The organism is Bradyrhizobium sp. Leo114, assembly GCF_055229415.2.
Genome location: NZ_JBUYEN020000003.1, coordinates 236,677 through 257,062, shown reverse-complemented (window position 1 = coordinate 257,062; position 20,386 = coordinate 236,677). Strand labels below are relative to the sequence as shown.

Below are 20,386 nucleotides of genomic sequence, written 5' to 3'. Positions count from 1 at the left end.
GACGGACTGCTAATCTTAGTTACTCCGCTTGCAAACTTGTCTCCCGGCCAAGAAGCCAAGGATTGGAGCACCCTCATGATCCCCATCACCGAAGACGACGTCAACGCCGTTCAGCAAGCCTGGTGCGACGCACTGATACGCATTGGCGCGGTGCACGCCGAAGGCGGTGACTTCCGTGCCGTCGCCAGCGCGCTGATCGATGACCTGTACGATTACGCGGAGGGTACTGTCTTCTTCAAGCCGACGCTCGCCTTCGGCAAGAACGCGTTCCGCAGCACGAAGAAGGGTGCGCTGTCCTATTTCGTCGCAGGTGATCCCGACTTCCCGGAGGACAAGGGATTTGCGCTGAATCACTGGGTGAAGGTCTGGTACGACAACAACGCCGCGGAGAACGGAATCCAGATTCACGGCAACATCGCCATCACCATGGGCAATGTTTATGCGCAGAGCTCATCCGGGGATGAGATCATGGTGGACAAGACCTTCGTTTTTCGCCGCTGCGCCGACGGCCGGTTGCGGCTCTGCGCGCACAAATCTGCGCTGCCGTACTCGCCGGACAACTGAGACGGGCCCAGAGCTTCCAGGTGGATCGGCGATAATGGCTATCAAATTTATTCCGAGCCGAGGGGACCTGTTCGGCGGGCTTTCCGCGGGCGTCGTGGCCCTGCCGTTATGCCTCGCGCTCGGCGCCCTCTCGGGTCTTGGCCCGGAAGCCGGTCTCTATGGTGCGATCGTGCTCGGGATACTCGCCTCGTTATTCGGTGGTACGCCGGTGCTTGTGTCCGGCCCCACCGCGCCGATGACCCTGGTCTCGGCCGGCGTGGTCACCGCGAGCATGCTTCCCAACGGCCAGGTGAACCTTGCTTTCGTCGTCGCCGTCTTTCTGCTGACGGGGGCGCTGCAGGCGCTGATGGGACTGCTGCGCCTCGGGAGCTACATCCGCTACGTGCCGTATCCGGTGATCTCCGGATTCATGAGCGGCATCGGCGTCCTGATCTTCATCCAGCAGATTTTCCCGATGGCCGGAATGGCGGCGCCTTCCTCGGATCCCGCAAAGATCCTCGCCAAGCTGCACACGCTGCCCGCCGGATTCGCCTGGCCTGTCGCGCTGATGGCCGCGGCGACGCTTGCGATCATCTATCTCCTGCCGCGCGTCACGCGGGCGGTGCCTTCATCCGTCGTCGCCATGGTGCTGGTGACCGCGGGCTCGCTCCTGTTCGGCGTGGACGCGCCGCGCATTGGCGCCATCCCGTCCGGGCTGCCGGCCTTTGTCGTGCCCGAATTCGACTTCACGCGGGTCAGCTTCATCGTGACCACGGCGCTGGAGCTCGCATTGCTCGGCGCCATCGATTCGCTCCTCAGCGCCTTGCTGGCTGACAACATCACGAAGACCCATCACGCCAGCAACCGCGAGCTGATCGGCCAGGGCGTCGGCAACATGGCCGCGGCGCTGGTCGGAGGGCTGCCTGGCGCTGGCGCCAGCATCCGAACCATCGTCAATATCGAGGCCGGCGGCAGCACACGTCTGTCGGGGGTCGTTCACGGCTTATTCCTGCTGGCGGTGTTGCTCGGCCTGTCCGGTGTGGTGCGATACATCCCGACGGCGGTGCTGGCCGGTATCCTCGTCGCCGCCGGCCTGAGTTGCATCGACAGGCGTGGCCTGGGCCACATCACAAAGGTGCCGCGCGCTGATGCGGCGCTGATGCTCCTGGTGCTGGTGCTGACGGTTTTCTCCGGTGTGATCGTCGCCGTCGCTGCCGGCCTGATCGCGGCCTCTTTCGTCTTCATGAAGAACGTCGCCGATCTCTCCGAACAGCAGACCACCATCGGTCCGATGGCAGACGAGCCCTGGGCCGACGAGCTTGGCCTGCCCGCGGCGGACCACGACCGGCTCCTTGTCAAGCACATCGAGGGTCCACTGTTCTTCGGCTTCGCCCGCGGTTTCGCCGACATCGCCCTGCGCGCACAGGGCGGCAAGGTCCTGGTGCTGCGCATGGACCGGGTCCGCTTCATGGACCAGTCCGGTGCCTATGCACTTGTGGATGCGTTGATCGATCTGAAGGCCGCCGGCCAGCGCATCCTGATCGTCGGGCTACCAGTGGCGCAGCTCGACGTCTTGAAGACGCTCCACCTCGTCCCGGATGTCGTGCCGGAGAAGGACCTGTTCGACGATTTCCGCTCGTTGAAGGACGTTCTGCCGCGCATACTGGCAGAGATGGGGGCGATGCGACACTAGAGCGTTTCACGTTTTTATTGAACCGTATCCAGCGTTGGCAAAGTAGTTTTTGCATTCGTCTGGCTGGATGGTTTGGATGAGTTCGCCGAGGTGTCGGCTGATCTCGTCGATAGTGCGTTTTTGGGCGGCGCGCATCCAGTGCTTGATCTTGGCGAAGGTCTGCTCGATCGGATTTAAGTCAGGGGAGTACGGCGCCAGATACCAAAGCCTGGCTCCGGCGGCCTTGAGGACGCGGCGGAGCGCCGTCGACTTGAGGCTGCCGAGATTGTCCATGATGACGACGTCGCCAGGCTTCAGCGATGGCAGCAGGATCTGCTCGATATAGGCGCGGAAGCATTCCCCGTTGATCGGCCCGTCGAACAGGCAGGGAGCCGCCAGGCGGTCATAGCGCAGTGCGCCGAGGAAGGTCATGGTGCGCCAGTGGCCATGTGGTGCAAAGCCGCGAAGGCGGGTTCCTTTCGGTGCCCATCTGCGCAGCGGAGCCATGTTGGTCTTGATCCAGGTCTCGTCGATGAAGACGAGGCGCCGAGGATCAAGGCCGGCCTGCCACGATCGCCAGCGTCGCCGCCGGCGGGCCACATCAAGGCGGCCTTGTTCAAGAGCGAACAGGGTTTTTTTTGAACCGCAGCCCTTCGCGGCGCATGAACAGCCACACCGCGTTATGCGACACAGCGACCCCGCGCGTCGCCAGCTCGTCCTTCAGCGCGTGCAGCGTCAAATGCGGGGTCTGCCTGATCCGCTCCTTGATGAAGTCGCCGTGCGGGTCCAGCACCGACTTGCGTTGTCTGCCCATTCTGTCCGGTTTAACAGAGCCGGTCGCCCGATAACGCTGCGACCACTTCACCACCGAGGAGACGGCGACGCCAAAACGCACGGCCGCCGAGCGGCAACTCTCGCCCTTCGATACTGCCGCCACCACCCGCTTCCGCAGGTCGTCGGAAAGGGGTCTGACCATAGATGCTGGCCTCCATCCAGCCAGCATCTTGAATCATATTCGCCGCTGAACCGGAATCCCTCCAGATTCAGTAAATTCGTGAACCGCTCTAGTCTTTGTTCTGAGGGCGATCTGATAGCTAACGCAATTTTTCCCTTGATGTTGGCGGCTTTGGATAGCCGTGGCGTTCTCAGGGGCAAACAGGGAGGGTGAGTGACGTGTGTCGCTCGGCCTCGCGGGCGGCGGAAAAATGTTGGTCGGCGGCTCGCACAAGACGGTATCGCTCGAACTGCGCGGAGAGGGGGAGTTAAAAATGGATTCCTTCGAGTTGAACAAGATACTCGGTGCAATTCTGGGAACTTGCATCCTTGTGTTGGTGACGAACTTCGCCGCCAGCGCAATTTTCGCGCCCGCGATACCGACAAAGCCGGGCTATGAGATCGCGGTGAAGGAAGAAGCGCATGGTGGCGACCAGGAAGCCGCGCCGGCAGCCTCTGAGCCAATCGAGAAGCTGCTGCAGACCGCCTCGGTCGAGAGGGGAGCTGAGTCGGCCAGAAAATGCGCGTCCTGTCACACCTTCGAGAAGGGTAGCCCCAACCGCGTTGGCCCAAATCTTTACGGAATCGTCAACGATCACCGGGGCGAGGGGCGCGGATTCAATTTCTCTGCGGCCATGAAGGCGAAGGGCGGCACGTGGACCTTTGAGGAGTTGAATAAGTTTCTTGCCAGTCCAAGAGGGTACATCCCCGGCACTGCAATGAGTTTTGCCGGTATCCCGAGAGAGGGCGAACGGGCCGATCTGATTAGTTATCTGCGTACCCTTTCGGATAATCCGGTACCGCTGCCGACGGCGGCGAAGTAGCAGAACCCGGCAAATAACTTCGATTTGAAGTGTGTCAGCATGGTTCGGTGCACCCTAGGGCAGCTGCTCCACTTGCTGCAGATGATACAGAAGAGACAACCCCCGTCAGCGAGACCGGCGTAGCAAGTGCAACGTGCTGATGATCTCTTCGCCCCGGATCAGGCACGCGCGGACGTGCTCACGAAAAGAACTACGTGACAACCTAACGCCTGAGCAAATCCTCCGCGCTAAGGTAACGAGCGCTTTCGGCGGGTCGAAGTTATCGGCATTCAACTGCGACTTTGTCTTCGGATTGCTTACTCGTCCGGACGAGCCGGCGGCCCAAAGTCTTTATCGAAGCACGCATACAGCGCTGGAAAACAACAAAAAAATGGCGTACCCGACACGATTCGAACGTGTGACCCTTGCCTTCGGAGGGCAACGCTCGTTCGTCGACCACACCAATGTTGGTTGAGGCTTTCAGCGCGCCTTTCTGTAGACGCAAGCATCCGCTGCGAACAGAAATCGGCAAGCGTCCTTCTCAATCGCCGCCAAAACTACGACCGGGACGTTGCAGTGCTAGGCGTGTGAAGACCGGCACGATACTTTCGGGCCGAAGCAAATAGATGGACAAGGTGGACGGGATTGGCGCGGTACTGCACGAACTCACTCAGTACTGCGACGCACGCAGTACCGGAGACCCGAAAGATCCAAGGGCCTGCTTAGCATGGCAATCACGTAAGCCAGTAACCGATTGGGAAACATGAGGGAATAGATCGACGATGAATATCTGAACCGCTATCGCCCAAAAAAACGAATAGACCGATTGATGTCCGAAGTGCTAATAGAATCAGCATGTTAGCGCATCGATTTTGCATTGTACCCATGATGGATTGGACCGGGACATTTCGAAAAGCGAAGCAGCAGCACTTAAGCCGCACCTCGATCGATCATGTCGTACCAAATGTAGTACTGCCGCTGGCTCGGAGCTCGCCGAGCAAGCATTGTCGAGCCTCAGCGTCTGTCCTGCGGCTATAGCGTAGCGCGGCGTAGCCGCGCGCCGTTCGGTGTGACGACGATAGGCCGATTGATCAGGATCGGATACGCCATCATGAAGTCGGTAGCTCGTCGTCGCTCCATTTCGGATCGTCGAGACCGAGTTCCTTGAATGGCGTGCCCTTCTCGCACCAGCGTGCGGCGGGATCATTTTCGTGAAGATGAACGGAATTCCTCGCTCATCTCTTCCTTCGCGCTTTTCCTAAAAGAGGCGACATGCCGAATTTTTTCAACTTTCCGCCCTTTACGGAAGATGGGGAGGTCCATGTTGTTGTGGAAACGCCGCGCGGAAGCCGTGCCAAGTTCGCCTATGACCCTAAGCTTGAAAGCTTCGCGTTCAGCAAGTCACTGCTGACGGGCTTACCTATCCTCATGACTGGGGCTTTGTGCCCTCGACCAAAGCAGACGACGGCGACCCGCTCGACATCATGGTGATCCATGACGCGGCAACCTCTCCGGGACTTGTCGTCACCTGCCGCGTTATTGGCGTCCTTCAGATCGAACAGAAGAGTAAAAAGAAATCCGAGCGCAACGACCGCCTGCTTGCGGTGCCCCGCAACTCGCACTCGGAGCAGGCATTGCGCGACGTTGACGATCTGACAAAGCCAATCCGGGAGGAACTTGAGAAGTTCTTCATCGCGACTGACGAGCTAGAGGACAAGAAGCTGAAGATCATCGGTTGGAAAGGCCCGAAGGTCGCAGTACAGGCCATCAGGGACGCCGCGAAATCTTTCGCAAAGGACGGCAAATAGGTTCGGGCCAGGCTGAGCGGCCCGTCTGAATGAAATAAACCCATTGCTGCCAATCCAGGACCCTTGCTCAGCTGAGATTGTCATTTGGAAGTCGGCATTTGGAAATGCGCCGCTTCGTCCTCCGACCAAGCCCCGGCCGATCTCAGGTCTTCGGCACCTCTAGTTCGCGTCCCTGAAGGCCGCAACGACATTGCAACGAATTGGGTGAAACGACCGCGAACAAAACGGGACGGTAACTCGTAGTGGGCGCTTTACTTTGGAGCGAGCTTGTAAACCTCGCCAGGTTCGAGTTTGAGTTGCTCGATCACCCTTTGCTGCTTTTCGGAGAGAACGACTGGTACGACTTCCGCCGTCCAGCCTTCGGGAACGGCCGCGAGAACTAGCGTCAGCGCCTGACTTGGCTTGGCTAAGGCGGGCCACGTCTGCTTCGTTGGCACGGCTCCGTCGTCCGAAGTCACTTCAACCAACGTAAGGGAATTGCCGAATGACTCTGCCATGACCCACTGATCCCTACCAGCCGCTTGGCGAGAACCGGCCCATCGCCCAACGCGCGTCAGACAATGGGCCGTCCCGGGTGGATGGCGGGACCTTAGGCCGGTATCGCCACAGACCAACTTTCAAATTACGGTGGCAGAGAGTCGTTCCTACAGGGGCTTCACGGATGGCCCCGCCCCTCGGTCTGAATTGGAACACTGGAAGGATGAGACAAGGCACCAGCAAATACGCCGCCCGCTTAAATAAAGCGCAGGCGGCGGCTTCCCAGCCTCGGGAGGGTGAGGGTAAATCCCGACGAGAATTAGTGTCCGGGCGTCGCGTTAGGGTTCATCGCTTTGCCGAAAAGCTTAGATTGGTGGCTGCAGACCCGGTGAGGTCAGCCACTTGTTGACCTCTGCGGAAGCATCGAACTGCCTAGCCTTTCGTAGGAGCTCCATGCGGCGGATGCCAGGTGGCATCCCGCTGGCCTGTTGGCGCAAATTAACGGCCTCTTGCGCGAGACGATACTCGAATGTCGATGATTTTTTCAGGATCCGTCGGGCCGACATCTTTGGTGCTCCGCCGTAAGGTTGAGCGGGAGCGCTACTTGCGTCCACACCACCGATAGACGCTACGGGCCGTTCGGTGGCGGTGAGAACGTGCGCCTTTATCTGCGACATAGCCAGCGCTTTGTCTATTTCCTCGCACGATCTGCAAACTGGTCCAGGGTTTCGCAGTTGCCTGAATTATTCGTCGGGCCTGGACCTCTTATCAGAACGATCAACGCGGTCCGCTCGAAATTCCGCGGGGCCTTCGAGCAGACGCTGCTTTCTCGTCGATTGCACCTTGGAGCTCGCGGAAGCGTCAGCCCTTTCATCTATGGCAGTGCCAGCCAAGTGAAGAGCACGCTTTCGCTGGCGGCCGACGCGACGGCCTTTAGCATCCTCTTGCGTCATCCTACTGACTCCCTGAGTTGGAGCTATGGAATGCACCGGCAGCCGTAAAACTCAGCAACCACGGCAAATATTTTTTAGCTTCTCTGCGGTGCGAGCTTCTTCCGCAAGGAAAGGATCCTTATCGACCGACGATGAGTCGGTACTGTTCGCGGATGGCTTCCTCGATTTTGGAGGAAAGGCTGCATCGTAACAGGAGAGGCGCGCTCCGGTGCTTTCGACTGAACGGCAGTTCGGCTCCGCCGCAAAAGCCGCTGATGCTGCGCCGAATATTGATGCAAGCAAAAGCGCAGCCGTCCATGTACCTGTTCGGGCCATTGTCATGCGAAGGTCCTTCTCTATTTAATCCTCGAGAGGGTTTGCCGGCCCCCCATGTTCCGAAGTGTGTCAGGACCATTACAGCCCTTCCGACTCCACTGCTGGGTGTCAGGTCCCCCGCTATTTCTTCTTTGCGGGCCCGAAATCCGGCTGCCCAGCGGGATCCTTCCGGCTCGGCGCCGCAGCGATCACTTTCGCCTTTTCTTTCTTCGGCTTCTTGGCTTCGCGATTGCCCCGTTGCTGGCCCTTCGCCATGGCGTTCTCCTTTGATTGTTCGAGTTCGTCGAGTTCGTTTGGCTGCAACACTCGTCCGCGGAGGGTGCAGACTCTGACGTCCATGTAGCCTTCGCGCAGCAATTTTCGCGCAAGGCGCAACGCGACCTTCGCAGTGCCGCGGTCGATATTGAAACCGCCGTATTCGTTGGTCCCACTGACCAGATACAACACGTGTATTGCCCTAGCCATTGAAGATGGCGACCGCACACACAAGAAGGAGTAGAAACTGCGGAACAACCACCGGCGGCTCGATCCAGTCCGAGATGCGAGCACGCGACATCAAACGCTCCTGCCAGATCTTCGGCGGGAGCACACGTGACCCTCAGTCACCGGTCGAAGCCGTTGAGAGATGCGGTGATGCAAGCGAGCCTACGCCCACTCCGAATCAATAGCGAGCGTTGAGTGCCATACGGGTGCCGACTCCGCTGTGACATTCGTCTTGGGCAGGTCACAATAGTGCTGGCTATTGCCGTGCGAGCGGCGCATGGTCGCGACCGCCAGCATCGGTTGGGGCTTCACTTGCGAAAGGCAGCGTGCATGACCATCCGCTCGCGGCGAGAAACCGTCACATTCAGACATCCGTTCCGCATCCGCGGCATCGAGCGCGTCTTGCCGGCCGGCGCCTATCAGGTCGTCACAGATGAAGAGACGATCGAGGGGCTGACCTTCTCAGCCTATCGTCGTATTGCGACGATGATCACCGTTTCCGCCGAAACCGGCTGCGGAACGACGGAGATGTTGTCGATCGGCTCGATCGATCTTGCGAACGCACAAGCTGCGGACGCGAGTATCGTCCATGACTGACCTGCCGGTCGATCTCGACAAGCACCGCGGCATGGCCGCGCAGAAGGCCATCGACCTGCGCCGCGCCTTGGCTAACGTCGAGGCCAATCTCCGCGAGGTGCGTGTTCGCGAGGCTGATCTCGAAAACCGCATGATGACCGTTCCTGCCGCGTCCTGGCCGGAGGCAGCTGTGAAGGCACGTCATCTGCTCAACCTCTATGCTGCAAGTCGGCCTGCCGAGGATACGCGTCATCGCGCGCTGGTGGCAGCGCTATTAGACGATTTCGCCGGGCTGTCGGGGGAGAGCTGATGAGAGCGTCGGCCGCTTGCATTCTCGGCGTGACCGGGAAGCAGGGTCCACACTGATCTTTGAAGCTAATGAATCCAAGTAACAGACCTCTCCTTGTTGCGCGTTGGACCGTGAGGAATTCTGTTCCGCGGCGAGGCGGCAGCTGCATTGCCCAACTCGCCGCTGCGGTGATCAACAGACGAGTTCGTCGGTCCAAACCTTGAAGCTGAGTAACGTGTTGGGTCCGAATGTCTGGGTGATTGGAACGTCGGCGGCATCGCGGCCCTGTGCGATTAGCACGCGGCCGATCCGGGGAACGTTGTTACGGGGATCGAATGTGTACCAGCGCCCGCCGATATAGGCTTCGAACCAGCCGGCAAAATCCCCAGCGGCATATGGAGGTGCCATGCCAATGTCACTGAGATAGCCCGTACAATAGCGCGCGGGGATGTTCATGCAGCGGCAGAACGCAATAGCCAGATGTGCATAATCCCGGCATACGCCTTTGCCTTCGTTAAACACTTCCCAGGCAGTCTTGGTGGGGCGGGCGTGTTCGTAGCCGAAAGCGATGTGGTTATGGACGAAGTCGCAGATGCCCTTGACCCGTGCCCAACCAGAGCGGTCTTCTCGAACAACTTCCACGCCACGTCGGTAAGTCGGTCGGTCTCGACATACCGGCTGCCGAGCAAATAGACGATGGTGTCCGGAGGAAGATCTTCCACCGCATGTTGCTGCGCTGATGGTACGATGAGGTCGGCCAGACCGCTGTCTCGTACGATGCCGTCCGCCGTGAGGCGCATGCGGCCGGCGGGCGCAACAAGACGGCTACACCAATTTCCGAAACCGTCGCGATAGGGCGTGATCGGTACTGACGGCTCGCTGACAAGATGATCGGGCACGACGATGTCGGATGCCCGCGTGAAGTGGGTGCCGACAACTGCAATCAGAGGTGTCGGTTGCGGAAAGTCGTAGATCATCTCGAAGCCAACGCGGATTTTCATGGGATCTGGCTCCAATGAGACGATTGAGAACGTCGCATGACCTGTCTGCGCATCGTGACCGACGAATGCCGCGAGCACTCAGGCGCGAATGGTATGACATCGCAGCTACGATCGCCAGCAGCATGCCCGTTTGCGACGGATCAACCGTCCAATACCTGACCGGAACCCATTTCTAACTGAGGGCTTTCTAAAGGATGAAAATGCGATCCAGAGTCAAACCCATGTCGGTTCAGCCGGTGCAAGACTGGCTGGCCCAGCCCATGTCCGACAGGGCGTCTCATCAGGGCGCGCGTCGCACCGTGAGTGAAGCCGACGCTGACATTCTGAGGAAGCGCGCATTAAAGAAGCAGCGCGCATTGATCGGCGCCCTCAATGACCGTGCGCGATCATGAGAGATTTCAAGTGTCCTCATTGTGGGCAGCTATCGGCTTTCGAGGTTTCCGAATGCAATGGCTGCACGCAGCCGTTGATGTTCGATCCTGAGAACATGGCAATGGTTGGCGTGGAAAGTGCCCTCGAATGCGCGAACCGGAATATCATCGGTTGCAATTGGCGCGCTGTTGCATCGGCTCCCTACTGCCTGTCTTGCTCCCTGACCCAGGTCATTCCCAGCACGCAGAATAGGCAAAATGTGTCGCTGTGGACGCGCGTGGAGGAAGCAAAGCGCAGACTGATCTAAGACCTGCGACGGCTCCGCCTGCCCATCGCGTCCGCGGGTGGATTTCAGCTGGCATTCGAGATTCTGTCCGATGAGCATGGGCCAGTCCTGACGGGGCACGAATCCGGCCTGATAACGGTCAACCTTGCGGAGGCCGACGATGTGCAACGCGAGATCAGGCGCGTTTCCTTTCGCGAACCCTATCGCACCCTTCTTGGTCATTTTCGACACGAAATAGGGCACTTCTACTGGAATGCCCTGATACACGAAGGAGGCTTCCGATCGCCCTTTCGGCTGGTGTTCGGCGATGAGACCGAGAATTACCAGGCTGCGCTTGCCGCCTATTACGCCCGTCATGATCGGTCTGACGATCCGACAAGTCACATCAGCATGTATGCGACATCTCATCCCTGGGAAGACTGGGCAGAAACCTTCGCCCACTTCTTACACATCGTTTCGACCCTCGATTCCCTGACAGGACTTCCGCTGTCTTTGGACGCGCGTGCTCAGCACACGCTAAACGATCCCTATCTCGAAAGCGATTTTGGTGCACTTTTGGAGTTGTGGAGTCCGCTCGCACTGACGATCAACCGTCTCAACCGCTCACTGGGTCTTGCCGACGCGTACCCGTTCGAGATTTCGCCCGCAGTCAAAGGCAAACTGCACCTGGTCCATATGGCGATTTCGGCTTTTAGAAATCGGCAAGAATCACGGGCGGCCGGGTAGGTTGTCGATTGTCCGCGATATCTATCGGATCTGCTCGCGCTCGGGAGGAGCAGTCTTGCGCGCTCGTCGGCTCAAGGACCCGGCTTCAGAAATGCGCCGACAACCACTACGAAGCAAACGCTCATTTTTTTATGCTCGGGGGCGGGCTATTCCCTACTTCAAAGTTGAGGCTTCCTTGGTGATGGCCGCGATTGCCGTGCCAGACTTGCGAACAATGCTGGTAAACTGCTCATCCGATAGCTTGAGCCGCTTCCGCAGAATCTTGACCTGCACTTTGTCTCTCAAATCCAACGAATTGCGGAAATAGGTCGGCTTGCACCTGTTCATAGTATTCTCTCACAATTGGGGGGAAAATCGCGATCAGGGCGGGCGTTACGCCGCTCCTGCCGCGGTGGCTGTGTGCTCCTCGCGAAGCCTCCGCCGCCATTAAGGCAACATTCCCCATAGACCGGCGTTCCTGGCTCCAGAAATATATCAACGTGAACCCAACTTGCGCCCGACAGCGATGGAGAGTGCAGGGTGAGCAAGGCGCGCGAGTTCATCGACACTTGGGTTGAAAACCGTGTTTGCCCAGCAGAGCGGTTCCGGACTCCCGGAGCTTCTCAAGACGAGGCCGAGCTTACCAGCGTCCTTGTCGCCGCGGCGAAAGAGCAGGGTATCTTGGAGTCAAACTAACACGCGAGGACGCGACGTTTGCGGCCCCAAAGGAGACAAGCTCAAGGCCGCCAACAAGGCCAAAGCGCGCCCGCCTCGGCCGGCGCATAGAATAGGGGCCGAAGGGCTTCCGTTTGCGCGTTCGACGCGCGTTAGGCGACGGGCCGGTTCTCGTAATTCTTGACTTTCTCAACTGCTGGTGTATGGTCTCGCCATCGATACTGGCCGAACAACTGTTCCGCTTTCGCCTCAGATCCTGCGGCGCGCACGTTTCAGACATTCTCCAACATCGACTAATTGGATACTGGCCGCAGCTCCGCGCGCCGGGTCCTGCGCGCATGCGAAAGGAAAACCTGATGAACACGGGTACAGTGAAGTGGTTTAACACCCAAAAGGGCTTTGGCTTTATCCAGCCAACGAATGGTAGCAACGACGTCTTCGTTCACATCAGCGCTGTCGAACGCGCCGGTATGGGGACTCTGAGCGAGGGTCAGACGCTGTCTTATGACGTCGTGGCAGACCGTCGTACCGGTAAGTCCGCTGCCGAAAATCTTCGTGCTGCTTAAATAACAGCACGACCGACCTGTCGCTCCAGCCACGGATGTACTGGCAGAGCTTGTGGTCCTGCCCCGCGCCCGAGCCATCGGGAGCGGGGTTTTTGATTGAATGGGGCAAAAAAATCAACGGGCTCGTCTGTGGCTTCGCTTCGACAATCGGCCCTTGTGTCGCTGAGTTACGATTAAGCTGAACCGAGGTCTGCCTCGAAGCTCATCGCGCAAATTCATTTCGGAGTGGCTTGTTTCGTCTTTCAGGTGCATAAATCGGTATGCACGATTCTGATCACCGATGTTGTCGGTGCAGCGCGGTCTATAGCCGAATCGAGGCGATGGCCCCTAGTCGGCAGATCGCCAGCTTCGAGTGCTCGGTTTGCGGCGCTACCATGGAATCGTGGAACACCGCCTGGGTACCCATCTACAGGTTGATTGCCGGCCCCGTTCGACATTCCTCATCTGAAGGATGACTTCACCTCGCGGATCGAACCGCAGCCTATGGCAGGAATTGCCGTTGATGGCAGAGTCATTCGGCAACTCGTTTACTATCGTTGACGTAACCGCGGACGATTTGTCGGCAGACGGGGCCACAAAGCAGACTTGGGTTGCGTTTGCCAAGCCAAGTCAGGCGCTGACGCTGGTACTCGCAGCCGTTCCCGAAGGCTGGACCGCGGAACTCGTGGTTCAACCCATGACGGAAGAGCAGCAAAGGCTTTTTGAGGAGTTAAATCTCAAGCCGGGCGATGTTTGCAGGCTGTCCCGGTAAGATGGTCAACGCTCTGCCGACCACATCGGCATGTTCACGAGGCGCGGGTGCATCAGGAACGTGGCATCGCTGGTACCAAGCAGGAGATTCAATGAGCATCGTAAAACGTCATTTGGCCGAGCAAGAAGAACGTCTGGTACTAATCGAGGAAATTTGCATCGATACAGGAGCGCTCGTCTTGGATACGGCTACAGACGAAGTCTACTTTTCTGCAGACGAAGCGGCTTACAAGAACGCCTACGTCAACGTGTTTCAAGCCTGGGCGAAGGGCACGATCAAGGGCACAGCGGAACAGATATTCGAGGCTACAAAATCCATTCTTGAGGACTAGGGAATCCGCCCTGGACGCTAGGGGCGTCAGATACAGTCGTGAGCGATGAGGAAAAATAATGCCATATGCCTATAAGCTGAATGAGGACGTTCGCCACCAAGCTCAAGGCCCGCAAGGACGCGCCGCAACTGAACCGCAGATGACGTACACGATCGTACAGCACATGCCCATCGAGTCTGATGGACGAGTTAGGTATCGTATCAGGTGCAAATCCAAGAACATCGAGCGCGTTGTTACGGAAGATCAGCTTTCGTATTTTCAGTGATCGCAGGCGTCCGTTCGGGCTCCTACACTGCCCGAAGGCAACAAGGAGGAAAAATGTCAGACCGCCGGGAGCTCTATCGCAGCCCAAATGGCGACGCATGGTTCATCGCACGCGAGCCGACAAACGGTCACGCTTTCATCATCCACCAGCCCAATTCGCCCTCTGGCGGCCGGCTATCTCATGTAGAGTTGGGCGAGTTCTTGCGTGACGGGAAGGGGCCCGAACAGCAAGCATTGTTGCGCTTGATCGGAACGCTGGTCGAGGTACCGCCCTTTGCCTAGGATGCACCCGTTTATCATCGCCGCATCGCCTTGTAACGCAAAGGTCCACCTTCAACGGCTGCCAGCTTGAAAGCGAGTTGAGAAAGCTCTTCTTGGTAGAGCAACACTTGAGGTCTCGGGCCGCGAAAGTACTTCACAGGCCACAACCGTTCAGCAGCCTACTTGCCGCGAGAGAACCTCCGCCATCTGCGAGAATGGCGGCTTTGGTCGAGGGGAGCTGGATAGAAGAGGTGGTCGCCCGACTTTCGGCGTGAGCCCAAAGCGGCAGGCGAGCGCGATAGCAGGAGGAAGAAAGTTATCAAGTGAAATCGCGTATCCCTGTGATCGGAGCCAAGCGATCCGACGCTCTCCATTCATCCAATCGTCAATCTGGGCTTTGTTCGTAAAGCCCGTGATTTCTCGATGCTCTGCGCCTGGATACTCGGCGACGATAGTCCAATCGCCCTCAGACTTGCGAACCGGTTTGAAGCTCACTTTGATTTTTGCCATGCCGGACTATGCAGGAAAGCTCCCGGAAAAGAAACCTCGTCCTCCACAATGCGGGTAGTTAACCACGAACTGTCACCCTTAAGGGCTCACCGCCCGCAATGACTCCGGAGCCACATTGCCAGCGAGCGGCAGGGATTTATTTGCAGACTTGAACAGAAACAGGAATCTCTATCCCTCTGACACGGATATCTTCCTCTGAGAGAAGTAGTTCACGCCTCCGCCGAAAGCGGCATAGTGAACGTGAACTTGGTTTCTTCACTCGTCGAGCTGACGGTCAATTCGCCGCCGTGAGCTTTTGCAATCTGCGAAGCGATGTAGAGCCCCAGTCCGAGCCCCTGGCGGCTGGCATGAGCATTCCCGCGGAAAAAGGGCTCGAACAGCTTGTCCATCGCGGCTTGTGGGATCGGCTGGCCGGCGTTGGAGACCCAGAGCTCGAATACGCGCTCCCTTGTTTCTGCGTGAACAATCACGGGCTTGCTCGAAGATCCGTGCGTGATGGCGTTCCCGACGAGGTTGGACAGCATCTGTCCAAGCCGTTGGCCATCACAGTTCACGGGCCGCTCGATATTGAATTCCGCCTGTATGATCCGACCTGGCGAGGCCAGTCTTAGTTCGTCCACGACGCCCATGAGCACCGGCTCCAGCGGCTTTCCGAAATCGAGGTTCAGCCCAATACCCCCGCCAAGCCGCCCACGAGCCAAATCAAGCACGTCATCGATCAGTCCTGCCATTCGCATGACAGTGGTCTGCATCATGGCGATAACCTGCCGCTCTTTCTCGGTCTGGACTGTCCTGTCGAGGATACGTACCCCCGCACTGATCGAAGCGAGCGGATTACGCAGGTCATGGCCGAGAACCGCGATGAACTGCTCTCGGAGCTCTGACGTATCGTGCTCTCGCTGCAAATTGACCTCGGCAGATCTTTCGCCCGTTCTTGCTGCCTCGCGGGCTCGAAGAAGCTCCTGTTCATAGCGGCGACGATCAGTTGCTCTAATGAGCGCTAGGCGGATCGAAAGAGGCTTGCCGTCGGCGTCCCGACGCTCAGTTGCGTTAGCGATCATCTGGAGCGGCTGCCCGTCCGCCTTGACGACGTCGATGGCGAATTCCTCGAACGAACCCTGCATTCGTAGGAGCGGCGCGATGTGAGTTTCATAGTAGATGCGCCCAGCCATCGTCAGAAAGCCGTTGAAGGGCTTGCCGATCATCTGGTCTGCGGCATAACCGCTCCAGCCGGACAGAGTTCGATTCACATACTCCATCCGGCCGCCAGGCGACAGCGAAACGTAACCGCAAGGGGCGTTCTCGACCATGTCGGTGAAGTCGAGCGAGATCATGCCGGTCACACAAAGGTTCGCATGGCGGACACCACTTCTTCCGGTGCGCTGAGGTTTGGACAGTGCCCGGTCGCCTTGAGAACGATCATCCGGCTGTTCGGGATGGTGCGGTTGACGAAGTCGCCAACATCCTGGCTGGCGATAATGTCCTCGCTGCACTGAAGAACGAGGGTTGGCACGGCAACACGCGCAAGGTCTTCGCGGTTGTCCGAAGTGAAGGTCACGCGAGCGAATGCCTTGGCGATTTTAGGATCGGTTCGGCAGAAGCTGTTGGTCAGCTCCTGACCCAACTCGGGGCAATCCGGATTGCCCATGATCATCGGCGCCATCTGCGCGGACCAGCCCATATGGTTGGATTCCAGAAATTCCAGCAGCTCTTCGATCTGCTTTGCGCTGAAACCACCGGTGTATCCTGCGTCATCAATATAGCGGGGCGAGGGGCCGATCAGCACAAGCTTGCCGAACATTCCGGGCGCCTTTTCGGCAGCCATCACGCCGATCATGCTGCTCACGGAATGGCCGACGAAGACGGCGTCGGAAAAGTTCAACTCGCGACCAATCTCCACAACGTCGGCCGCATAGCCTTCAAGGCTCGAATATTTGACCTTGTCATACGCGCCTAGATCCGAGCCCCCGGCACCGACGTGGTCGAACAAGACTGTCCGGAAGTCCGCTTCGAACGGCGGAGCCACGAAGCGCCACATGTTCTGGTCGCAGCCGAAGCCATGGGCAAACATCATCGCTTTTGCGCCGGCACCTTGGATATGCACGTTGTTTCGTTCGAGCACTTTCGACATGAATTGTGTTCCCTTGCGCCGTTTAGCTGGCTTGCCTCGCGGGTGCAGGCGAAACTACGCTCTTCCCGATTGAGCGCCGGATACCCGACGGAGCGATCGATCAGGTAGTTCCGGTCAGTTCCCGCAGAACCTCGACGACTTGGGCGCTACGGTACGGCTTAGGCAGAAACACGCTGCCGGCTGGCAAATCGTCGTCGCCGATGTGTACGTGACCGGAGGTCGCCACGATCTTGATCGGCGGCCAACGGTCGCGGACGAACCGGGCAAGCTTCAACCCGTCCATCGAACCCGGCATCTGAATATCCGTGAAGACAACATGGATGTCGGAGCGTGCTGATAGAATGGCGATGGCTTCGTCGGCATTGACCGCTGGAATGACTTCAAAACCGGCGTCTTCGAGCACCTCGGCGGAATCCATCCGCAGTAGGAATTCGTCCTCGACGATCAATATGACGGGGCTCGAGCGCGCCATCCGAGTGCAATCCTCCACGCTGGCAAGCGCGCCATCAAGTTATTGTTCCTAAAGATCAAGGCCTTGCGTTTTGCCCGAAAATCCGGGACCAGTTAGGAGCCAGGAAGTTGAATTGAGAACGTTGGCGGGCACTTCAGGCCGTGGCGACGGATTTGAGAATCTCGACAATGTGCACTTTGAGCACGAGCTTCGAGATCCCCACAACGGGTGAACCGTCCGCGCAAAAGGCGACCCATTCCTCGATGATAGCGGATTGGTTGTTGCGGATGACATCCGCCAGGGCTCACGACGTCGGCCAAGATGCTTGTTGGCTGGCGCCATATGCTTTGGCAAAACCGTTATTGTGACTCTGGAACTCAATAAGTGAGCTCGGGGAAACCCATGAAGAATGGTCCTCAACCTGGAACGAAGCTAGGCGGCCGTCGTTCTAGACGCCTGCAACATTTCTCACTGTTCTGGGGCATCGTGCAGACCATTCTGAGGTGTTGCGCATGGCCCCGACCCGAAACCGCATTCCGTCACGACCGTCCCAGTTCGAGCGCAAGGCTTCGTTGCGCCGGCACCCCGTCTTCACGGTTGCCGCTGCAGCAGCTCTGCTTCTGGCAGCAACGGCCCTCATAAATCGGCAGCTTGCCAAAAAGGCGCAGCGCGATAACCCGCCGAGGGGACAGTTCATCGAGGTCGACGGGGTTCGACTGCACTATGTGGAACGCGGTAGCGGTCGATCGCTCGTCCTTTTTCATGGCAACGGCAGCATGATTCAAGACTTCGAATCGAGCGGCTTGATCGATCTCGCGGCCCGAACCTACAGGACGATTGTGTTCGATCGCCCAGGGTTCGGACATAGCTCCCGTCCGCGGGACGTCCTCTGGACCCCGGGGGCGCAGGCGGATTTGTTCAGGAAGGCGCTGGAGCGCCTTGGTGTCGAGCGGGCCATCGTTCTCGGCCATTCGTGGGGAGCGGCGGTCGCGGTGGCGCTGGCCACGAGACATCCCTTGTTCGTGGAAGCACTAGTTCTCGCATCCGGATACTACTACCCGTCCGCCCGCGCAGACGCAGCGACCTCCTTGCCATCGGCTTTACCGGGGCTCGGCGATATCCTCAGCTACACAGTATCGCCAATCGCGGCGCGCCTGATGTGGCCGGCCACGTTGCGCAAGATGTTCGGACCGAGCCAAGTCGATAGGAAATTCGAAGCCTTTCCCACGGAAATGGCCGTTCGGCCCTCGCAAATGCGCGCCGCCGCCGCGGAGGCTTCGATGATGGTGCCGGCTGCCCTTATGGCATCGAAAGGCTACGGCGGACTGGATATGCCGGCGGTGATCATCGCAGGGGAGGGTGATCGGCTAATCGATATCGACGCGCAATCCGCTAGGCTGCACAATGAGATCAAGCAGAGCTCCCTACATCGGATTGTCGGGGCGGGACACATGATCCAGCAATCGGCAACTTCAGACGTGATGGCGGCCATTGATGAGGCCGCGGTCCGGTCGCTGCACTGAACGGCTCCGCCGCCCGATCAGCCTTCTTGGTGCATCGAACGGCTCAGCGTTCGCGGCCCTCGCCCCCGCGATAACTGCGATCTTGACTGTAGCGATTCTCGGCGAATGGCCGGCAACAGGGTGACTGGATCGCAATGCTTCTGATCTCGGGCGGGGTCTACATTGCAAGTGGGGGTCGTCGGCAAGTTGATTGAAATGCCGGTACGCCCGGTCGTACAGTTGCGAGGTCGCGTATCAGCGCAGCTTCAGCCGCATCTTTGCGGAGGCTCTCCAGTGAGAGCCTGTAATAATGTATGATAGTGTCCGCCTATTTTCCGCGTCCCCCCGGCAAGATCTTTTACTGCCGTCGGCGGCTGCGATCCGGGCGTACCCAGCCAATCGTCGATATGAGCTGCGGCCTGGCGAACAAGGCGCCCATCCCCGCGTGGATGCGCCGTACCGAAACGCCCGACCAAGCTTAGGAACAAAAGGCCTTTCTTGATGTTGACTCCGCCCTTGTTTCCAGCCTCGAGCGGTCCACTGGACAGAGGTGGAAGATCGTTTAGTTTTGGCGCGTCACCGCTTTTTCCGATATGGATTCAATGCCGCAATACGATAAATACACGACGACGGTAGTGGGGGCGCATAGCGTACCTCGCTGGTACGAGGCGATGGACCGTCTGGTGTCCATGGGACAACTGGCGCCGGGCGATTTTTTAGATGCTCAGCTCAGGGCCACCCAGGCGGCGATACTTGAGCAGGAAATCGCGGGCATCGATCTCGTGACGGGCGGCGAGATGCACCGCCGGACCCATAATCGCCACTCTCCCCCAAATGCGATGCTCAATTTCTTCTGGCAAAAGATTCCCTCGTTTCAGGGCGAAACGAAACCCAAGCCGATCACCTCTCATGATCCGAATGTCTTTCATCCCGCCGCGATTTGCCGGGGGCCGATTCTGGACAATGTGGATCTCGGCCTAGTCGATGAATTTGAGTTGGTCTCTTCCTATGCGCGCAAGCCCGTCAAGGTCACGATGACCGGCCCTCACTTGCTCGCGGCTGTCGCCTATGATGAATATTACCGAGACATGCCGAGGATGATGGTCGATTTCGGCAAGCTTCTGCATCAGAATTTTAAGCGACTTGCCGAAGCGGGTTGCAAGCACATCCAGATTGACGAACCGTACTTTACCGCTTCGAGCGATGAAGAGGTCGCGGCAGCGGTTGAAGTGATCAACGCGGTCATCGAAGATCTGCCGCCCGATGTTCACGTCTCGGTTCATATTTGCCAGGGAAACTATGCGGTCGGTCCCGACTACGACGGCCAGATCGGGCATCGCTATTTCGACACGGGTCGGTACAAGGCTGATCTCGCCTGCCGGATCGATTGCGATGCCTTTCTCATCGAGCACGACATGACGCATCACTTTCAAAGCGTGCTTGGCAACCAGCAGCTCGCCGTCGGTGCCGTTGACGTTCAGTCGCCGAATATTGAAACAGGCGAGCAGGTGGCAGAACGGATTGCCACTTATTCCTGGCTCCCGCCCGAGCAGACCCTTATTACTAGCTCGTGCGGCTTCAATCATCTGCCTAGACACATCGCCTTCGGCAAGATGAAAGCCATGGTCGAGGCCAAGGCCATTCTGAGCAAACGGTAGATCGAGGCGC

At 58.5% G+C, this 20,386-nt stretch carries 21 protein-coding genes and 2 pseudogenes; 14 read left to right on the top strand and 9 right to left on the bottom strand.

Going from position 1 to position 20,386, the window contains the following annotated elements:
- Window positions 1–75 precede the first annotated feature (75 nt).
- On the top strand, window positions 76–564 hold the full coding sequence (locus ACZIRK_RS05475) for a hypothetical protein (protein ID WP_130227908.1): 489 nt from the start codon (window positions 76–78) through the stop codon (window positions 562–564).
- A gap of 34 nt (window positions 565–598) precedes the next feature.
- Entirely contained in the window at window positions 599–2,236 is a 1,638-nt protein-coding gene (locus tag ACZIRK_RS05470) for a SulP family inorganic anion transporter (RefSeq protein WP_130227909.1), read from the top strand.
- A gap of 6 nt (window positions 2,237–2,242) precedes the next feature.
- On the opposite strand, the gene ACZIRK_RS05465 is transcribed toward ACZIRK_RS05470, so the two are convergent.
- Window positions 2,243–3,191, bottom strand: a protein-coding gene (locus tag ACZIRK_RS05465) for an IS630 family transposase (RefSeq protein WP_130227910.1) whose coding sequence is annotated in 2 segments (ribosomal slippage) — window positions 2,243–2,854 and window positions 2,856–3,191 — 948 coding nt in all. Because the reading frame shifts where the segments join, the coding sequence is not laid out codon by codon here.
- Window positions 3,192–3,483: 292 nt separating this feature from the next.
- On the opposite strand from ACZIRK_RS05465, the gene ACZIRK_RS05460 reads away from it, so the two are divergent.
- Window positions 3,484–4,032, top strand: coding sequence for a c-type cytochrome (locus ACZIRK_RS05460; RefSeq protein ID WP_130231814.1), 549 nt, complete (start codon window positions 3,484–3,486; stop codon window positions 4,030–4,032).
- 1,011 nt (window positions 4,033–5,043) lie between these two features.
- Here ACZIRK_RS05460 and ACZIRK_RS05455 read toward each other — a convergent pair.
- Window positions 5,044–5,195: pseudogene (locus ACZIRK_RS05455) on the bottom strand (ArsC/Spx/MgsR family protein); the annotation flags it as partial.
- Window positions 5,196–5,453: 258 nt separating this feature from the next.
- Here ACZIRK_RS05455 and ACZIRK_RS05450 point away from each other — a divergent pair.
- On the top strand, window positions 5,454–5,819 hold the full coding sequence (locus ACZIRK_RS05450) for an inorganic diphosphatase (protein ID WP_463327050.1): 366 nt from the start codon (window positions 5,454–5,456) through the stop codon (window positions 5,817–5,819).
- 251 nt (window positions 5,820–6,070) lie between these two features.
- Here ACZIRK_RS05450 and ACZIRK_RS05445 read toward each other — a convergent pair whose 3' ends face one another.
- Complete coding sequence (locus tag ACZIRK_RS05445; RefSeq protein WP_130229258.1) at window positions 6,071–6,316, bottom strand: hypothetical protein; 246 nt, start codon at window positions 6,314–6,316, stop codon at window positions 6,071–6,073.
- Between the two features lie 1,368 nt (window positions 6,317–7,684).
- Window positions 7,685–8,011 (bottom strand): hypothetical protein, encoded by a 327-nt coding sequence (locus tag ACZIRK_RS05440; protein WP_130229260.1) that lies wholly within the window; start codon window positions 8,009–8,011, stop codon window positions 7,685–7,687.
- Between the two features lie 366 nt (window positions 8,012–8,377).
- Between ACZIRK_RS05440 and ACZIRK_RS05435 the strand changes: the two genes are divergently transcribed.
- Together ACZIRK_RS05435 and ACZIRK_RS05430 are read left to right on the top strand one after the other, a co-directional pair.
- Window positions 8,378–8,644 carry a hypothetical protein gene (locus ACZIRK_RS05435; RefSeq protein WP_130229261.1) on the top strand — a complete coding sequence of 89 codons (267 nt, stop codon included), beginning with the start codon at window positions 8,378–8,380 and terminating at the stop codon, window positions 8,642–8,644.
- Window positions 8,637–8,933, top strand: a complete 297-nt coding sequence (locus ACZIRK_RS05430) for a hypothetical protein (RefSeq protein WP_130229262.1) — start codon at window positions 8,637–8,639, stop codon at window positions 8,931–8,933. Before ACZIRK_RS05435 ends, ACZIRK_RS05430 begins: the two co-directional genes overlap by 8 nt.
- Before the next feature lie 171 nt (window positions 8,934–9,104).
- Here the strand turns inward: ACZIRK_RS05430 and ACZIRK_RS05425 are convergent.
- Window positions 9,105–9,913: pseudogene (locus ACZIRK_RS05425) on the bottom strand (transglutaminase-like domain-containing protein).
- A 388-nt stretch (window positions 9,914–10,301) separates the two neighbouring features.
- On the opposite strand from ACZIRK_RS05425, the gene ACZIRK_RS05420 reads away from it, so the two are divergent.
- Together ACZIRK_RS05420 and ACZIRK_RS05415 are read left to right on the top strand one after the other, a co-directional pair.
- On the top strand, window positions 10,302–10,592 hold the full coding sequence (locus ACZIRK_RS05420; protein WP_245475022.1) for a zinc-ribbon domain-containing protein: 291 nt from the start codon (window positions 10,302–10,304) through the stop codon (window positions 10,590–10,592).
- Window positions 10,593–10,595: 3 nt separating this feature from the next.
- Window positions 10,596–11,297, top strand: a complete 702-nt coding sequence (locus tag ACZIRK_RS05415) for a putative zinc-binding metallopeptidase (protein ID WP_463327069.1) — start codon at window positions 10,596–10,598, stop codon at window positions 11,295–11,297.
- Between the two features lie 153 nt (window positions 11,298–11,450).
- Here the strand turns inward: ACZIRK_RS05415 and ACZIRK_RS05410 are convergent, their stop codons facing one another.
- Window positions 11,451–11,624, bottom strand: a complete 174-nt coding sequence (locus ACZIRK_RS05410; protein WP_130229263.1) for a DUF3606 domain-containing protein — start codon at window positions 11,622–11,624, stop codon at window positions 11,451–11,453.
- A gap of 683 nt (window positions 11,625–12,307) precedes the next feature.
- Between ACZIRK_RS05410 and ACZIRK_RS05405 the strand changes: the two genes are divergently transcribed.
- From ACZIRK_RS05405 to ACZIRK_RS05390, 4 genes are all read left to right on the top strand, one after another.
- Window positions 12,308–12,517 carry a cold-shock protein gene (locus ACZIRK_RS05405; protein WP_092226167.1) on the top strand — a complete coding sequence of 70 codons (210 nt, stop codon included), beginning with the start codon at window positions 12,308–12,310 and terminating at the stop codon, window positions 12,515–12,517.
- 502 nt (window positions 12,518–13,019) lie between these two features.
- On the top strand, window positions 13,020–13,268 hold the full coding sequence (locus ACZIRK_RS05400) for a hypothetical protein (RefSeq protein WP_130229264.1): 249 nt from the start codon (window positions 13,020–13,022) through the stop codon (window positions 13,266–13,268).
- 91 nt (window positions 13,269–13,359) lie between these two features.
- Window positions 13,360–13,599: a hypothetical protein gene (locus tag ACZIRK_RS05395; protein ID WP_463327049.1), complete on the top strand. Its 240-nt coding sequence runs from the start codon at window positions 13,360–13,362 to the stop codon at window positions 13,597–13,599.
- A gap of 318 nt (window positions 13,600–13,917) precedes the next feature.
- Window positions 13,918–14,145, top strand: coding sequence for a hypothetical protein (locus ACZIRK_RS05390; RefSeq protein ID WP_130229267.1), 228 nt, complete (start codon window positions 13,918–13,920; stop codon window positions 14,143–14,145).
- Window positions 14,146–14,843: 698 nt separating this feature from the next.
- Here ACZIRK_RS05390 and ACZIRK_RS05385 read toward each other — a convergent pair.
- The 3 genes from ACZIRK_RS05385 to ACZIRK_RS05375 all read right to left on the bottom strand — a co-directional run bounded on the left by ACZIRK_RS05385 (window position 14,844) and on the right by ACZIRK_RS05375 (window position 17,237).
- Window positions 14,844–15,968 carry a PAS domain-containing sensor histidine kinase gene (locus ACZIRK_RS05385; protein WP_130229273.1) on the bottom strand — a complete coding sequence of 375 codons (1,125 nt, stop codon included), beginning with the start codon at window positions 15,966–15,968 and terminating at the stop codon, window positions 14,844–14,846.
- Between the two features lie 5 nt (window positions 15,969–15,973).
- Window positions 15,974–16,765, bottom strand: a complete 792-nt coding sequence (locus ACZIRK_RS05380) for an alpha/beta fold hydrolase (RefSeq protein ID WP_130229268.1) — start codon at window positions 16,763–16,765, stop codon at window positions 15,974–15,976.
- A gap of 100 nt (window positions 16,766–16,865) precedes the next feature.
- Entirely contained in the window at window positions 16,866–17,237 is a 372-nt protein-coding gene (locus ACZIRK_RS05375) for a response regulator (RefSeq protein ID WP_130229269.1), read from the bottom strand.
- A gap of 491 nt (window positions 17,238–17,728) precedes the next feature.
- Between ACZIRK_RS05375 and ACZIRK_RS05370 the strand changes: the two genes are divergently transcribed.
- Window positions 17,729–18,739 carry an alpha/beta fold hydrolase gene (locus ACZIRK_RS05370; protein ID WP_165435504.1) on the top strand — a complete coding sequence of 337 codons (1,011 nt, stop codon included), beginning with the start codon at window positions 17,729–17,731 and terminating at the stop codon, window positions 18,737–18,739.
- A gap of 581 nt (window positions 18,740–19,320) precedes the next feature.
- Window positions 19,321–20,376 carry a uroporphyrinogen decarboxylase/cobalamine-independent methonine synthase family protein gene (locus tag ACZIRK_RS05365; protein ID WP_165435505.1) on the top strand — a complete coding sequence of 352 codons (1,056 nt, stop codon included), beginning with the start codon at window positions 19,321–19,323 and terminating at the stop codon, window positions 20,374–20,376.
- Window positions 20,377–20,386 lie beyond the last annotated feature (10 nt).

Bases quoted from the DNA above. Each gene is read 5' to 3' on its own strand.
- ACZIRK_RS05475 (WP_130227908.1), top strand. From the start codon at position 76: ATGATCCCCATCACCGAAGACGACGTCAACGCCGTTCAGCAAGCCTGG.
- ACZIRK_RS05470 (WP_130227909.1), top strand. From the start codon at position 599: ATGGCTATCAAATTTATTCCGAGCCGAGGGGACCTGTTCGGCGGGCTT.
- ACZIRK_RS05460 (WP_130231814.1), top strand. From the start codon at position 3,484: ATGGATTCCTTCGAGTTGAACAAGATACTCGGTGCAATTCTGGGAACT.
- ACZIRK_RS05445 (WP_130229258.1), bottom strand. From the start codon at position 6,316: ATGGCAGAGTCATTCGGCAATTCCCTTACGTTGGTTGAAGTGACTTCG.
- ACZIRK_RS05435 (WP_130229261.1), top strand. From the start codon at position 8,378: ATGACCATCCGCTCGCGGCGAGAAACCGTCACATTCAGACATCCGTTC.
- ACZIRK_RS05430 (WP_130229262.1), top strand. From the start codon at position 8,637: ATGACTGACCTGCCGGTCGATCTCGACAAGCACCGCGGCATGGCCGCG.
- ACZIRK_RS05420 (WP_245475022.1), top strand. From the start codon at position 10,302: ATGAGAGATTTCAAGTGTCCTCATTGTGGGCAGCTATCGGCTTTCGAG.
- ACZIRK_RS05410 (WP_130229263.1), bottom strand. From the start codon at position 11,624: ATGAACAGGTGCAAGCCGACCTATTTCCGCAATTCGTTGGATTTGAGA.
- ACZIRK_RS05405 (WP_092226167.1), top strand. From the start codon at position 12,308: ATGAACACGGGTACAGTGAAGTGGTTTAACACCCAAAAGGGCTTTGGC.
- ACZIRK_RS05400 (WP_130229264.1), top strand. From the start codon at position 13,020: ATGGCAGAGTCATTCGGCAACTCGTTTACTATCGTTGACGTAACCGCG.
- ACZIRK_RS05395 (WP_463327049.1), top strand. From the start codon at position 13,360: ATGAGCATCGTAAAACGTCATTTGGCCGAGCAAGAAGAACGTCTGGTA.
- ACZIRK_RS05390 (WP_130229267.1), top strand. From the start codon at position 13,918: ATGTCAGACCGCCGGGAGCTCTATCGCAGCCCAAATGGCGACGCATGG.
- ACZIRK_RS05385 (WP_130229273.1), bottom strand. From the start codon at position 15,968: ATGATCTCGCTCGACTTCACCGACATGGTCGAGAACGCCCCTTGCGGT.
- ACZIRK_RS05380 (WP_130229268.1), bottom strand. From the start codon at position 16,765: ATGTCGAAAGTGCTCGAACGAAACAACGTGCATATCCAAGGTGCCGGC.
- ACZIRK_RS05375 (WP_130229269.1), bottom strand. From the start codon at position 17,237: ATGGCGCGCTCGAGCCCCGTCATATTGATCGTCGAGGACGAATTCCTA.
- ACZIRK_RS05370 (WP_165435504.1), top strand. From the start codon at position 17,729: ATGGCCCCGACCCGAAACCGCATTCCGTCACGACCGTCCCAGTTCGAG.
- ACZIRK_RS05365 (WP_165435505.1), top strand. From the start codon at position 19,321: ATGCCGCAATACGATAAATACACGACGACGGTAGTGGGGGCGCATAGC.